Below are 14,538 nucleotides of genomic sequence, written 5' to 3'. Positions count from 1 at the left end.
TCAGCGCTTCAGCGTGATCCCGCAGATGAAGAGGGTGGCTCCGTCGTTCCACACTTCGGTGGCCGGAGCGACGCAGCCGCCCTCTTCCGCGGTCAGGAGCGCGATCTGGCCGTTGCGGTACTCCGCGTAGGGCCCGATCGTTCCCTGCACCGGGGCGGAGACACCTTCGGGCAACGAGCCGACGGAAGAGAGCGCCTGCATCAGGGACACGCTGCCGGCCTCGGTGTAATAGTTGCTGGCGTCATAGTCGCGGCAGTTCGCGGTGCCACCGCTTCCCGTCGGGAAGCCCGTGCCGAGGCAGTACCCGCCATCGGGCAGGTCGGGCAAAGCGCCTTTGCGCGCTCGGTACTGCTCGAAGATCTGCTGCCACTGACTCAGCCGCTCGGTCGCCTCGGCGTTCGGTCCGGCGGGCGCGGGCTGAGCGGTCAGAAAGCAGACGAGGAAGCCGACGGTGGCGGCGATGATCACGGCGCCTGCGGCGATGGCACTGCGGGCGGCGAACGACAAGCGGGTGCGCGGCACGATCATGCACGGGACTCTGGCAGGCGCGCCACGCTCGGCCGCGCGGCGGCGCCGGAATGACGCGCGCCGCGGCCCGAGACTCCATCCGGCAGTTCATCCGTGCGGGGTCGGGGAGACTAGAGGGATGAGCAGTGCTTCCTCACCCGCATCCTCCGATCGCTACGTCGTCGCCACCGACGGCGCGTGCAAGGGGAATCCGGGTCCCGCCGGGTGGGCCTGGGTCGGCGAAGACGGCCATTGGGCCGCCGGCTCGATCCCGGAGGGGACGAACAACATCGGCGAGCTGCTCGGACTGCTGCACGCGATCACCGACCACGCCGATGTCCGGGACCTCGTGGTGCAAGCGGACTCGAAGTACGCCATCGACACGTACTCGTCGTGGATGGACGGACATCGCCGCCGCGGGTGGGTCACGTCGGCGAAGAAACCCGTCGCCAATCGCGGCATCCTCGAGGCGCTCATCGCGGCGAGGGATGCGCGTCGCGCCGCTGGGCTCCCCGACGTGGTGCTCGAGCACGTTCGCGGGCACAGCGGCCACGTGCTGAACTCGTGGGCCGACGAGCGCGCCGTGCGGGCGTCGCAGCATGCCGCGAAGGGCGAGGAGCTCATCTGGACTTCGCTCCGCGGTCTCGACCGACTGGATGTCGCGTCGGCCCCGCCGCGCTCCGCCGCTGACCGCAACGGGCGCTGACGCGAGGTATCAGGTCTCGAGCACCTCACGCTCCTCGGCGGCGGTGAGCCCGGCGTGGCGGGGACGATCGATCCCGCGTGCCCGCTCATCGTCGAGAGTGCGACGCATCGTCTCGGCAAGCGGTCGACGTACCCCGCCCGCCGCCGGGAACGCGGCGTCGCTCCGCCGCGCGAAGCCTGCCTCGCTGTCGGGGAGCCACAGGGGGAGGGATCGGGGTCCCGACCAGTACTGCACACCCCGTGCCTCGAGCGTGTCGTCGTCGAGGGTGACGCTCTCCGTCGCCGCGTCCGCGGCGTCGCGGGCGGCGGTGAGGACGTCGGCGAGCGGATGCTCCTCGCCGACCGCGTTGACGGGCCCCGTGACACCCGCGCGCCCGGCGAGTTCGATCCATGCCGCGAGGTCATCGACGTCGATGCCCTGGACGTGACGCCCGGTGCTCGTCGGAACCAGGACTCGTCCGCCGCGGGCGAAGCGCGCGGGCCAGTAGCCGAACCTGTCGGTGGGGTCACCCGGACCGACGATGAGTCCGGCCCTGACGAGCAGCGCCCGTTCCCCCCTTCGCGCCGAGGTGAGTCGCTCGGCGTGCACTTTGGCATCCGCGTATCGCGTGAGATCGACGGGGTCGACGAGCTCTGCCATCTCGTCGGCGAAGGGGACGTCGGCGCGAGCGTAGACGGACACGCTGGACACCAGCGTCCAGTGCGCGGCGCGACCGGCGAGGGCATCCAGCGCGGATGCCACGAAGCCCGGGTCCCACGAAAGCTCGACGACGTCGTCCCATTCACCGTCGACATCGTCGTACGCGCCGGGGGTGCTCCTATCCGCGCGGAGCAGTCGGGCGCCCCGGGGGACGATGCCCGATTCTCCGCGGGCCAGGCACGTCACCTCGCTGCCGTGCGCGAGCGCGGCTTTCGCGATGGCACGGCCGAGCCACGCGGTGCCGCCGAGGATGAGGACACGTCGCATGCTCGCCAGCCAAGCATCGTCGCGGTCGCGTGAGGAGGGACGTTCGCGGAGGGCGGAGTGCCCGCCCGAGCCGGCACGTCGCCCGAGAGCGGATCAGAACGGCGGCGGATCCGGCACGGGAACGAATGCGACGTACCTTTCGGGCCGGTCCGTGACCGAGCGCCCGAGCGGGCTCGTCCACTCGATGGTGCCGTCGAGGAGCTGCTGGGCGGTCCAGGGGGTCTCGGTCTTCAGCGTGTGATGGCGCTTGCACAGGCACGCGAGGTTGCTTCGGGCGGTCGGTCCGCCACGGGCGTGATCGTGGGTGTGGTCCAGGTCGCATCGGCGCGCCGGCTGACGGCATCCGGGGAATCGACAGTGCACGTCGCGCGCTCGGACGAAGCGTCGGAGGGCGGGGGAGGGGCGGTACCGATCGACCGCGAGCACCGCGCCCGTGATCGGATGCGTGACGAGCCGCTCCCACGCCGGGCAGTCGGCAAGGAGTCGCCGCGCGGTGTCGGCGTCGATCGGGCTGAGCCCGTCGACCTCGGCGCCGCCGTCGCTCGCACCGACGGCGGTGAGGGCGGGAACCACGACCGATACGTGCGCGCGGATCGCCCCGAGTCCGCCCGGCAGGGCGTCGATCGTCGGGTCGATCACCGGCCGGCCGGTGAGGACTAGATCGCACAGCAGGTCGGCGCGGACGTGGTCGATCGTACGGCGGTCGTGCACGGCATCCGGACCGGTGTCGTCGAGCTCGGCGGATCGTGCGACTGCCCGGATCTCGCGCGCCTGTCGGGTGAGGCGGTCGTACATCGCCCGGATCTTCGTGGCGCCGTCGAGCACGCCGAGTCGGGCCATGCCGTCGACGGCGTCGTCGATCCAGACGCGGCGCTGCTGCTGGGCGTTCGCGAACCGATCCGTGATCGACACCGAATGAAGCTCTTCGACGAGGGCGCGAGCGAAGGCCCGCGTTCCGACCACCGTGTCGGTCGCCGCGCGTTCGACGACGCGACGCTCGAACTCGGCACGGACAGACGGATCGGCGAGCTCTGCGCCGATGTCGCGGATGACCGCCGCGTGCCGAGCGCTGATCCGCGCCTCGGCGAGGGCTCGTAGCGTCGCCGGGAAGTCGTCGACCAACTGCAGGGCCTCGCCGAGGCGGCGTTGCACGGTGCGGTCGTTCCATCGGAGGGCCACGCCGATCTCGGCCGCAATCGACCGCAGCGCCATCTCGCGTTCCTGCACTGCTCGGGGTCGGTGCTCTCTCCGGTGGAGTGCGACGCGCATCGCGGCCGCGAACTGCAGGACGCGGGCCGCCTCGAGCTCGGCGAGAGCGCGCTCGCTCTCGATCAGCGCGCCGACCACGTCGGTGAGGACGGCGTCCTCCCGATCGTTGAAGACGGGCGGTCGATCTGGCATGCACACATGCTGTCATGGAGCTCCGACATCGCGTCCCGACCGTCCACAGGGGGAGGAGCAGTCAGGTTCCGACCGCGGTGCCCTGATGGAAGACGCAGCGCGGGTACGGGTCGCAGCGCCAGAGCGCCGACCGACGGGTGTCGCGCCCGTCGAGCAGGAGGCGGTAGTGCAGCAGGACGAGGTCCGGGCCCACGACCCGAGCCTCGCGCTCGCTCATCTCGAAACGGCCGCCCGGAGTGTCCGTCGTCTGTGCCGCGATGATCTCGCTCCGGGTCCACCGGCGTCCCGACTGCCCGATCTCGGCGAAGTCCTCCGCGAGGAGCTCGCGCAGTCGAGCGGCATCGCCACGGACCGTGGGTGTGAGCAGCAGCTCCTCGGACTCCCACGCGAGCCGGACCGGATCGGGAACGGCGGCTGCATCCCGACCGCGCTCGCGTCGGAGAATCGCGTAGGCGACGGATGTCAGGGGCTCGCCGCCTTCCACGGGCCAGCCGTCGCGGTAGGAGGCCTCCTGCGTCCACTCGCAGCGTGAGAAGGTGCGGCGCATCGCGACGTTGTCGGCGCGGGTCTGCCCCTCGAACCGGAGCACCGCCGCCCGCGTCTCGAAGACGCGGTCGGACGCCGCGTCGAGCGCCTCGGCGCCCAGCCCGCGGCCGCGCCACCGCTCCGCGAGCCGCAGGTCGATCATCGCGGTCGGATCGTTCAGGTCTTCGAGGCGGAGCACGCCGACGCGGCCGTACTCGGGATGATCGATCCACAGCGCTTCGGTGTCCGCGTCGCCCCACGCGCCAGCCTCGATCGCCGCATCCACCTGGTCGGCGGTCGGCCGCGCGACGACATGGAACGGGAAGGTCTCGGTCGTGAGGAACCGGCGGAGCTCCTCGCGGTCGGTGCCCGCGGCATCCAGGGGAACGAGGTGGACGGTCACGGAGGAGCGGCCCGACCTCATCGCACCGACGCGCGGCGCAGCAGAATGTACTGGCCGACGAAGGCGAGGACGATCACGATCACCGCGGCCACGGCGGCCCACCACGGCTGTGCGGCCGGGGCGAGGGGGATGAGCAGGATCACGGCGATCCCCAGGCCGAGCACCGAGACGGCGCCGAGCGCGGTGGGACCCATGGCCCCGAACCGCACCCAGGCCGCGGCGAACGCACCGCCGCCGGACAGTGCGAACAGTGCGCCGAGGAAGGACGTGAGCGCGAGCTGCCACGGGTTGCCAGAGCCGAGGATGGCGACGTCCGTGAGGTAGAGACCGAAGAACCAGTGGTTCGTGGCGAGTTCGACGGCCAGCAGCACCAGCAGCATCGCGGTGACGTACAGCGCGAGCGCGACGTGAGTGAGGAGGGTTCCCCCGACGAAGGTGCGGCGTGTGCTCCCGAGGGAGAGCGCGAGCGGGAAGGTCAGTGACACCGTCTGGATCCCGAGCCACACCAGGAAGCCCGGCAGCGCCCAGACCACACCGCCGTTGTTTCGGCTGCTCTGCACCCATTCGGCGCTGCCCGGCTCGAGACCGGCGCGCCAGAAGATGACGGCGAGGATGACGATGAACGCGAAGACCACGAGCATGATCCCCGGCGGAGTGCGCAGCAGCAGGGCACGCTGTGCGAAATGGAGTCGCAGCACGTCCAGCGGCGAGGCGCCGCGTCGACGTTCGATGGTCGAGGTGCTCATGCGCGCGTTCCTTCCAGGGATTCCGCCTCGACGCCGTACGCGGCGACGAGGTCTTGCAGGGTCGCCGGGGTCAGCTGCACCCCGGCTCTCGCCGCGCCGTCCCGGAGGGCGTCGTCGGCCGGCGTCTCGAGGACGACGGAGCAGAGGCCGCCGATCGTCCGTCGCTGCAGCACCGGTCGTCCCGCGGCCAGGGTCTCGACCGCCGCCGCGAATCCGCTGACGGTGACCGCGCTGCCGCGCAGATCGTCGGCGGCGGCCGTGCGCACGAGACGCCCCTCGTCCACGATCACGACGTGCTCCAGGAGGGGCTCCATCTCGTCGATGAGGTGCGTGGACACCAGGATCGTGCGGGGATGATCGATGTAGTCCTGCATGAGGGTGTCGTAGAAGAAGCGGCGGGCCGTGGCATCCAGTCCGAGGTAAGGCTCGTCGAAGATCGTCAGTGGCGCACGCGAGGCGAGGCCGAGCACGATGCCGAGCGACGATGCCTGGCCCCGGGACAGCTTCTTGATCGCCGTCTTGCGGGGGAGTCGGAACCCGTGGACGAGGCGCTCGGCGACCTCGGTGCTCCACCCCGCGTGGAACAGTGGAGCGACCTCGAGCACCTGGCGCAGCGTGAAGTCCTCGGGGTACCTCTGGTTGTCGCGGACGAAGCTGATGGATGACATGGTCGAGGCATCCTCGAAGGGGTCGGTGCCGAACACCTCCACCGAACCGGATGTGGGTCGGTCGTGGCCGGCGATGATCGACATGAGTGTCGTCTTACCCGCGCCGTTGCGGCCGAGGAGGCCCGTGATGGCGTTCATGGGTATGTCGAGGGTGAGGTCGTCGAGGGCGCGCGTGCGCCGGAAACGGCGCGACACCCCCGACAGGCGGACGGCGGGCTGCGTCATGAGGATGCCCCTTCCTGGTCGATGATGCGATGGATGTCGGTGAGGTCGAGGCCGAGAGAGTGGGCCTCGGCGAGGAGTGGCGCGACGAAGCCGGCGCGGAAGGCGGTCGTGCGCTCATCGCGGAGTCGCTGGCGGGCACCCTCGCTGACGAACATGCCGAGACCGCGCCGCTTGTGGAGGATGTCGCGGTCGACGAGGAGGCCGAGACCCTTGCCGACCGTCGCGGGGTTGATGCGGTGGAACGCGGCGAGCTCGTTCGTCGAGGGCACTTGCGTGCCCTCGGGATAGCTGCCGGCGAGCACGCCGTCGGCGATGGACTCGGCGATCTGGATGAAGATCGGCTTGCCGTCGTCGAGCATCGGACTCCTTGGGTTCGTTACTTGAGTAATGAACCTAGGAGGTCGGATGTGGGATGTCAAGGACCGGGGCACCTCGCGGTTCCCTAGGCGACCGCTCCCGTCTCGCCGGACACCACGAGGTCGGCCCGCGTGCGCGTCGCCTCGATCAGCGCGGCGTTGACGCCGTCGACCTCCCGCGCCCACGCCGTCGCCGCCTCGATCGTGCGACCGTGCCGCGTGTGCCGCTCGATGAGACGCTGCTCGCGCGCGCCCGGCGGCGTCGCGCAGAACCACGCCTCGTCGAGCGCGTCGCCCACGAGCGCCCACGGGCCGTCGTCGACGAGGAGGTAGTTGCCCTCCACGACGACGACTCGCACTCCGGGTTCGATGGCGATCTCGCCCGCGACGCCCTCGTCGACCTCGCGACGGAAGCTCGGCGCGAAGACGGTGTGCCCGGTCTCCGCGCGCACGCGGCGCAGCAGCGCGAGGAGGCCCCACCCGTCGAACGTATCGATCGCGCCCTTGCGACCGTGGCGGCCGAGCCGGTCGAGCGTGGCGTTGGCGAGGTGGAAACCGTCCATCGGCAATGCCGCCGTCGTGTCCGGGCGTCGGGTGTTCAGCTCCGCGACGAGCGCCGCGGCGAGCGTCGTCTTCCCGCTCCCGGGGCTCCCGGCGATGCCGAGCAGGAATCGGGACGGTCCGGATGCCGCCCGCTCGACACGGTCGGCCAGGGCCGCGACGGCGTCCGGGGGCGGTGAGGCGAGCGCGGGCATGTGCCGAACCTAGCGGTCCGTGACGCAGAAGCGCCCCCGCGACCCGGCCGGAGCCGGGGACGCGGGGGCGCCGTGTCTGCTGCCGCCGAGGTCAGCGCGCGCGGGCGCTGCGTCCGCGTGTGGCGAAGACGTAGATCCCGAGCACGATGATCGCGCCGATGATCGAACCGATGATCCCGGCGGGCTGGAGGAACCCGCCCATCGGGTCGCTGCCGAAGATCAGGAATCCGAGGAATCCGCCGACGAACGAGCCGACGATTCCCAGGACGATGGTCATGAGGATGCCCATGCTCTGCTTGCCGGGGATGACGGCACGCGCGATGAAGCCGGCGATGAGGCCCACGATGATGAGGCCGAGGATCGTCCAAAGCACGGTTTTCTCCTTGCTGTGAGGTGCCAGGTGGCACGGCGCCCCTCTGGATGAGGTGCACGGACGACGCTATGCCGGGTGCCCGCTCTCTCGTCGGCCCTTGAGTCGGCGGTCGTGACTGGCTATCCTCTCGGGGCCGGCGGCAGCCCGTCCGTGGTGCGCGGAGGGCAAGGGATCAGAAGTCCTTTGTCGCGAAAGACGGCGTCCTCGCGATGGCGTCCATCACCACGCGCTCGCCGGCGAGCAGAGTGTCGTGGCGCGGATCGCCGAAGGCGAACGGCTCATGAATGTGCCAGATGGACGCGCCCGTGCACCACGCCGACTCGAATGGCGCCCGCAGGACCGAGCGGTAGAGCAGGGCCTGGACGTCGTGATTCCTCGCCCCTGTCACCGGTTGGCTGCCCTCCTGTTTGGCGAGGCCGTCGACGTGCGGGCGCACTCCCACCTCGGTGATCAAGAAAGGCAGACGCAAGTGCTCGCAGACGAATTCGAGCTTGCCCAGGTGGTCGTCCGTCCGACCACCGGCGCCTCGCCACCCCGCCACGAGATCGTCGACGCTGATGTTCGGCGCGTCGGGGGTGTACACCTTGTCGGTCAATCGCACCCACGAATTGATACCGAAGACGTCGAGCAACCGCGCCAGATGAGGCGTGTTCGCCGGCACCCAGTGGGTGTACAGCAGGAAGAGCTCGAGAGTCGTGAACGCGGCCGTCAGTTTGAGTCGCGGATACGCCGCTCGCAGTCTGGTGATGAGCGGCACCCACCGGTCGTACTGGGCGGCGTCCGTCTGGCCGGGCTGCTCGCACGTCAGGGACAGGTATTCGACGTCGTTCTCGGCGCAGAGGCGCGCGAAGTACTGCAACTGCCGGCCCCAGTTCGCGAAGAAGGCATCGATGGAGTCCGGCGCGTAGTTCGCGCGATAGAAGTTGTCCGCCTCGCTCTCCGTCACGATGTGCGGCTTCAGGAGGGTGATGCGCACGCCGCGTTCGCGCGCCAGACGGAACGCCCTCTGGATGCGCGCGTCCGCGACGCGGGTGAAGGTCGTCGAGGTCGCGTCAGGGATGAAGCAGAGGATGACGAGCGTGGCGTTGGCTCCGAGAAGCGCGATGCGGTCGAGCTCCTTCTCGGTCACGGACATCGGGGTGGTGGCATCCAGAGTCAGCGACACGCTGAGGTCGCGTTTGATGGGGGCGACCTCGCCGGCGTACGTGCGTCGATGCCGCGTCGGTCCTTCGTTCACGTCGAGGCGAAAGGCGTAGGGACCCGTGATGGTCGGCCGACCGACCAGCGCTCCACCGGCGATGGCGAGTCCGGTAGGGAGCGCGCCGTCGACGAGGGTCACCGTCGCGTCCTGCGTCGTGGAGATCGATCGCACCACCCTGTCCCACGCGTGCAGCTCGAGATCTCCGACGCCCGGGCTTCGGCTCGGCGACGGTAAGGGTGTCGGTACGCGCGTCGGCGTCGGCGCCGCTTCCGGGGCGCCGAGGAGTCCGGATGCCACGACGACGCACCCGATGCCGACACCGAGCCCGACCGCCCCGAGTGCGCCGGTGAGCACCATTCGCCGGGAAACGTCCATCCTGCACCTCGCCTCGCGTCGCCGTGACGTCGCCGTCGACGCGATTCGGACCCCGCGACCGTCGTTCGATCGGTGAGCGGATGCCCTCGTTTCATGGTAGAACGCGGATCCGCGGCGCGGGTGAGACCCACCGATTCGGGGGCATCGCGCTCATTCGTGTCGTTCGAGACACACGAGGTCGGGGCGGTCGTCCCACGACGGAACGACCTCGAATCCGTACCGGCGGTAGAGACGGATGGCCGGCTCGCGCCACGACCAGACGGACAGTCGGACGGGGCGGCCGGCGAGGTTCGTCGCCGCGCTCAGGAGGGCAGCGCCGATCCCGCGACCGCGGACTGTGGGCGTCGTCCAGAAACGTGAGATCTCGGCGGCATCCCCCGCGTCGCTCACGACCACGAGGCCGCAATCGACGCCATCGTGGGTTGCGATGAGGACGCGGCGTCCGGCCAGCGCCGCGTCCGGGTCGGCGATCTCGCGGGCGTAGCGGTCGGGAAGAGGAGCGTCGGCGACGACGAGGCCGTGTTCGGCCTTCTCCGCCTCCGTCGTCCGAAGGTACGCGGACAGAAGTGCCGTGACGGTGGCGCGATCGCGGGGGAATTCGGCTACCCGCACGGACGTCATTCCGCCAGCCTAGATCGAGCGGCGCAGACGAACGGACCCGGGTGCCGAGGGTGTCGGCATCCGGGTCCGTTGGCGGGAGAAGTGATCAGACCGTCGCGAGCGTCGACTGCCAGCCGAGCGCCGGCGCGACGTGCTTTGCGAAGTTCTCGACGAGCCGCAGGTTGAACTCGACCCCCATCTGCGACGGGATCGTGAGCATCAAGGTGTCCGCGCTCATCACCGCAGCGTCGTTCTGCAGCTGCTCGATGAGGGCGTCGGGCTCGGCGGCGTACGTCTTGCCGAAGGTCGACCGCATCCCGTCGATGACGCCGATCTGGTCGGAGCCGGCGGAACCGCCGAAGTACATCCGGTCCTCGTCGCTCACGATCGGGAAGATGCTGCGGCTCACGGATGTGCGGGGCTCGCCCGCGTGACCGGCATCCTTCCACGCGTCGCGGAACGCGTCGAGCTGGCGGGCCTGCAGGATGTCGAACGGCGTGCCGTCGGCCTCGGTCAGAAGGGTCGAGGACATGAGGTTGACGCCCGTGCGTCCGGCCCACTCGGCCGTCGCCGTCGTGCCGGCGCCCCACCAGATGCGCTTACGCAGCCCGGGGGAGTGGGGTTCGATGCGCTGGAGACCGGTTCCGCCGCCGAACGGGCTCATCGGGTCGCGCTCGGCGAGTCCCTCGCCGTCGATCGCACGCAGGAACAGATCGAAGTGGTCACGGGCGATGTCGGCGCCGCGCGGGTCCTCCGACCCGGTGTAGCCGAATGCCTCGTACCCGCGGACGACCGACTCGGGTGACCCGCGGCTCACGCCGAGGGCGAGTCGATTGGCGCTGATCAGGTCGACGGATGCCGCCTCCTCGGCGAGCATCAGCGGGTTCTCGTATCGCATGTCGATGACGCCCGTACCCACCTCGATGCGCGACGTGCGTGCCGCGATCGCCGCGAGCAACGGCATGGGGGCCGCCTGTTGCCGGGCGAAATGGTGGACGCGGAACGAGATACCGTTCACGCCCAGGTCGTCCATGCCCTGGGCCAGGTCGATGGCCTGCAGCATCGAGTCGCCGGCGGAGAGGTGATGACCACCGCCGAGCGGCCCGTAGTGCCCGAAGGAGAGAGTGCCGAAAGAGCGCATACGGTGTGCAACGCGGCATCCCTTGATCTATTCCCTCGAATGGATGCGCGATGTCAGGGAGTCGAAGGCTCCCGGGCGACGCGGCCGCGGCCGACACCCCTCCGGTGCCCCGGCTCGTCGTCCAGACCGGCCCCGCACCGTCAAGGCTGTGGGACGATGCAGGGCATGGATGCCGAGGCGCGGAGCGAGCTGGCACGGCTCCGAGCGCGGGCGTACGGCCCGGAAGCCGATCTCGCCGGGGATCCCCTGGCCTGGGCGCGATTGCGCGAGCTGGAGGAGCTCGAGCGCCGTCGGCGCGCGGAGTCGACCTCGCCGATCGTCGTCCAGGGTGCGTCGGCACCCGCCGTCAACGCCGCAGCCACCGACGCCGCAGCCACCGACGCGGATACCGCTCCCGCGGCGGACACCACTTCCGACCTCTCCGCCGACGAAGCCGAGGAGCGGCCGGAGCGCAGCCCGCTCGTGCGTCGCACCCGCACGCTCTGGCTGTGGGCCGGCTCCCTCGCGGCTGTCGCGGCGCTCAGCAGCGCCGCCTCGATCGCGGCCACGACGTTTGCCCCGGTCCCGCGCACCGCCGGAGTCGCGCAGGTGGACACCCTCCGTCCCGATCCGGCGGTGGACACCTCGGCGCTCGGGACGTGGGGATTCGACTCCGCCGACGTGGCGGGGTACACCGACTTCCACGGCCTGACGGCGTTCGCCGGGTCGACGGCGGTGGACTCGGCCGGCACCCGGGCCGACTGCCTGCTGCTCGTCGACACCGCGATCATCCCCGAGCTCGGCGCGAGCGGCGCGTTCCAGGGCGGTTACCGCAGCGGGGCCTGCGGCGCCGGCGTCTTCCCGGCCACGGTGGAATTCGTCGTCACACCGGAGATGCCGGACGCTTTCCGGGAACGCTTCCCCGTCGGCAGCTCGGTGCAGTTCGTCCGTGACGGCGAGCGGGTGGGGGTGTTCTCGGACGCGGAATGAGGGCATCGGCCGGTCGGCGACGGGCGGGATGAGAGGGTGGACCAGTGACTTCGCTCCTCGACCACGTACCCGCCGGTGCCGATCCGGATGCCGCGTACCTGGGCTTCGTCGAGTGGGCGAGCGGACGCGGCCTCACCCTCTACCCCGCTCAGGACGAGGCGATCATCGAGATCGTGTCGGGGGCGAACGTCATCCTCTCCACCCCGACGGGGACGGGCAAGTCGCTCGTCGCCGTCGCCGCGCACGCGGCATCCCTCGCCCGGGGCGGCCGGAGCTACTACACGGCCCCCATCAAGGCGCTCGTGAGCGAGAAGTTCTTCGCGCTCGTCGAGATCTTCGGCGCCGAGAACGTGGGGATGGTCACCGGTGACTCCTCGGTCAACGCCGACGCCCCGATCATCTGCTGCACCGCGGAGATCCTGGCGAATCTCGCTCTCCGCCAGGGTCCGGATGCCGACGTGGCCCAGGTCGTCATGGACGAGTTCCATTACTATGGCGAACCCGATCGCGGGTGGGCGTGGCAGGTTCCGCTGCTGCTGCTCCCGCGGGCGCAGTTCGTCCTCATGTCCGCGACGCTGGGCGACGTCGCCGCCATCGCCGATGACCTCTCCCGCCGTACCGGGCGACCCACGGCGCGGGTCACGGGCGTCGAACGCCCCGTGCCGTTGCACTTCGAATACGCGCGGACCCCGATCCACGAGACGGTGCAAGAGCTGCTCGACACGCGCCAGGCTCCCGTGTACGTCGTGCACTTCTCGCAGGCCGCGGCGATGGAGCGTGCGCAGGCGCTGTCGTCGATCCGGATCATCGGGCGTGAGCAGCGCGACGAGATCGCCGCCGCGATCGGCGGCTTCCGCTTCACCACGGGTTTCGGCAAGACGCTCTCGCGCTACGTACGCGCGGGAATCGGAGTACACCACGCCGGCATGCTCCCGCGCTACCGCCGACTCGTCGAGACGCTCGCCCAGCGCGGGCTGCTGCGCGTCATCTGCGGCACCGACACCCTCGGCGTCGGCATCAACGTGCCCATCCGCACCGTGCTCCTCACCGCGCTGACGAAGTACGACGGGCAGCGCATGCGCCAACTCTCGGCGCGCGAATTCCACCAGATCGCGGGGCGCGCCGGCCGCGCCGGCTACGACACGGCCGGAACGGTGGTCGTCATGGCGCCCGATCACGAGATCGAGAACGCCGCGCAGATCGCCAAAGCCGGCGACGACCTCAAGAAGCAGAAGAAGATCGTCCGGAAGAAGGCGCCGCAGGGGTTCGTCAACTGGACGGAGCAGAGCTACGACCGTCTGGTCGCCGCCGAGCCCGAGCCGCTGCAACCGCAGATGAAGCTCACCGCCGCGATGCTGATCAACGTCATCGCGCGCGGCGGCGACGTGTTCGGCAACGTCCGCTCGCTCGTCTTCGACAACCACGAGTCGCGCCCTCGCCAGTTCGAACTCGCCCGTCGGGCTCTCGCGATCTTCCGCACGCTGGTGCAGGCGGGCGTGGTGGAGGTGGACACCTCACGCATTCGGCTCACCGTGGACCTCCAGGCCAACTTCGCGCTCAACCAGCCGCTGTCACCGTTCGCGCTCGCCGCGATAGAGCTGCTCGACCCGGAAGTGGAGCTCGGGCGAGGGCCGGACGCCACGCCAACCGTCGGCGGTGTCGGCACGGGGCACTACGCCCTCGACGTCGTCAGCGTGATCGAGGCGACGCTCGATGACCCGCGGCCGGTGCTGTCGCAGCAGCAGTTCCGTGCGCGTGGCGAGGCGGTGGCCGCGATGAAGCGCGAGGGCATCGAGTACGACGAGCGCATGGAGCTCCTCGAGGAGATCACGTGGCCGAAACCGCTCGACGGGTTGCTGGCGCAGTCCTACGAGGTGTTCGCGTCGAGCCAGCCGTGGATCCGCGACTTCGAGCTCTCGCCGAAATCGGTCGTGCGTGACATGTTCGAGCGGGCGTGCTCGTTCGGCGAGTACGTCTCTCTGTATCAGCTGGCACGCAGCGAAGGCCTTCTCCTGCGCTATCTCAGTGACGCGTACCGCGCGATCCGCCAGACTGTCCCGGTCGATGCGCAGACGCCCGACCTGCTCGATCTGATCGCCTGGCTCGGAGAGCTCGTGCGGCAGGTGGACTCGAGCCTCGTCGACGAATGGGAACAGCTCGTCAACCCCGCGGACGATCCGACCGCGCCCGTCGTGCCGCCGGCCCCGCCCTCGATCCTCACCAACCGGCGCGCGTTCGTCGTCCTGGTGCGCAACGAGATGTTCCGGCGCGTGCAGTTGGCCGCCCTCCAGCGCGACGACGAGCTCGTCGAGCTGGATCCCGACGCCGACTGGTCTGCGGCGCTGGACGCCTACTTCGACGAGCACGACGCGATCGGCACCGGCGGGGCGGCGCGCTCCTCGGCCTACGTTCACATCGACGAGTCCGCCGCGTCGGACGGCTTGTGGCGCGTGGAGCAGACCATCGACGATCCCGCCGGTGATCACGATTGGCGCATCCGTGCCGAGGTCGACCTCGCCGCGTCCGAGGGCGAAGGCACCGCCGTCGTGCGCGTCACCGAGGTGGTGCGGCTCTGACAGTTCCTCCCCGGCGGGCGGCGGGGTGAAGTTGTGCACGGCACG

The 14,538-nt window shown here is 70.3% G+C and carries 15 protein-coding genes; 3 read left to right on the top strand and 12 right to left on the bottom strand.

Annotated elements, in window-relative coordinates:
- On the bottom strand, positions 1–528 hold the full coding sequence (locus tag ABC271_RS12980; RefSeq protein ID WP_412925257.1) for a hypothetical protein: 528 nt from the start codon (positions 526–528) through the stop codon (positions 1–3).
- Positions 529–646: 118 nt separating this feature from the next.
- Between ABC271_RS12980 and ABC271_RS12975 the strand changes: the two genes are divergently transcribed.
- Complete coding sequence (locus tag ABC271_RS12975; RefSeq protein ID WP_412925256.1) at positions 647–1,213, top strand: ribonuclease H family protein; 567 nt, start codon at positions 647–649, stop codon at positions 1,211–1,213.
- 9 nt (positions 1,214–1,222) lie between these two features.
- On the opposite strand, the gene ABC271_RS12970 is transcribed toward ABC271_RS12975, so the two are convergent.
- From ABC271_RS12970 to ABC271_RS12920, 11 genes are all read right to left on the bottom strand, one after another.
- Positions 1,223–2,179, bottom strand: coding sequence for an NAD-dependent epimerase/dehydratase family protein (locus tag ABC271_RS12970; protein ID WP_412925255.1), 957 nt, complete (start codon positions 2,177–2,179; stop codon positions 1,223–1,225).
- Positions 2,180–2,272: 93 nt separating this feature from the next.
- On the bottom strand, positions 2,273–3,580 hold the full coding sequence (locus ABC271_RS12965) for an HNH endonuclease signature motif containing protein (RefSeq protein WP_412925254.1): 1,308 nt from the start codon (positions 3,578–3,580) through the stop codon (positions 2,273–2,275).
- A gap of 61 nt (positions 3,581–3,641) precedes the next feature.
- Positions 3,642–4,508 carry a GNAT family N-acetyltransferase gene (locus ABC271_RS12960; RefSeq protein ID WP_412925253.1) on the bottom strand — a complete coding sequence of 289 codons (867 nt, stop codon included), beginning with the start codon at positions 4,506–4,508 and terminating at the stop codon, positions 3,642–3,644.
- A 17-nt stretch (positions 4,509–4,525) separates the two neighbouring features.
- Positions 4,526–5,254: a hypothetical protein gene (locus tag ABC271_RS12955; protein WP_412925252.1), complete on the bottom strand. Its 729-nt coding sequence runs from the start codon at positions 5,252–5,254 to the stop codon at positions 4,526–4,528.
- Positions 5,251–6,147 carry an ABC transporter ATP-binding protein gene (locus ABC271_RS12950; RefSeq protein WP_412925251.1) on the bottom strand — a complete coding sequence of 299 codons (897 nt, stop codon included), beginning with the start codon at positions 6,145–6,147 and terminating at the stop codon, positions 5,251–5,253. The genes ABC271_RS12955 and ABC271_RS12950 overlap by 4 nt, the downstream gene beginning before the upstream one ends.
- Positions 6,144–6,506 carry a GntR family transcriptional regulator gene (locus ABC271_RS12945; RefSeq protein WP_412925250.1) on the bottom strand — a complete coding sequence of 121 codons (363 nt, stop codon included), beginning with the start codon at positions 6,504–6,506 and terminating at the stop codon, positions 6,144–6,146. Before ABC271_RS12945 ends, ABC271_RS12950 begins: the two co-directional genes overlap by 4 nt.
- Before the next feature lie 83 nt (positions 6,507–6,589).
- Entirely contained in the window at positions 6,590–7,258 is a 669-nt protein-coding gene (locus ABC271_RS12940; RefSeq protein WP_412925249.1) for a nucleoside/nucleotide kinase family protein, read from the bottom strand.
- A gap of 91 nt (positions 7,259–7,349) precedes the next feature.
- Positions 7,350–7,631 (bottom strand): GlsB/YeaQ/YmgE family stress response membrane protein, encoded by a 282-nt coding sequence (locus ABC271_RS12935; RefSeq protein WP_412925248.1) that lies wholly within the window; start codon positions 7,629–7,631, stop codon positions 7,350–7,352.
- A gap of 172 nt (positions 7,632–7,803) precedes the next feature.
- Entirely contained in the window at positions 7,804–9,207 is a 1,404-nt protein-coding gene (locus tag ABC271_RS12930) for a glycoside hydrolase family 113 protein (protein WP_412925247.1), read from the bottom strand.
- Between the two features lie 150 nt (positions 9,208–9,357).
- Positions 9,358–9,828, bottom strand: a complete 471-nt coding sequence (locus ABC271_RS12925; protein ID WP_412925246.1) for a GNAT family N-acetyltransferase — start codon at positions 9,826–9,828, stop codon at positions 9,358–9,360.
- A gap of 85 nt (positions 9,829–9,913) precedes the next feature.
- Positions 9,914–10,948, bottom strand: coding sequence for an LLM class flavin-dependent oxidoreductase (locus ABC271_RS12920; protein WP_412925245.1), 1,035 nt, complete (start codon positions 10,946–10,948; stop codon positions 9,914–9,916).
- 156 nt (positions 10,949–11,104) lie between these two features.
- Here ABC271_RS12920 and ABC271_RS12915 point away from each other — a divergent pair, with 156 nt between their 5' ends.
- Together ABC271_RS12915 and ABC271_RS12910 are read left to right on the top strand one after the other, a co-directional pair.
- Complete coding sequence (locus ABC271_RS12915) at positions 11,105–11,917, top strand: hypothetical protein (RefSeq protein ID WP_412925244.1); 813 nt, start codon at positions 11,105–11,107, stop codon at positions 11,915–11,917.
- A 44-nt stretch (positions 11,918–11,961) separates the two neighbouring features.
- A complete protein-coding gene (locus tag ABC271_RS12910) occupies positions 11,962–14,493 on the top strand; it encodes a DEAD/DEAH box helicase (RefSeq protein ID WP_412925243.1) in 2,532 nt (843 codons plus the stop codon).
- Positions 14,494–14,538 lie beyond the last annotated feature (45 nt).

Source organism: Microbacterium canaveralium (assembly GCF_047238045.1).
Lineage (GTDB): Bacteria > Actinomycetota > Actinomycetes > Actinomycetales > Microbacteriaceae > Microbacterium.
This window is presented reverse-complemented; position numbering and strand designations above follow the sequence as displayed.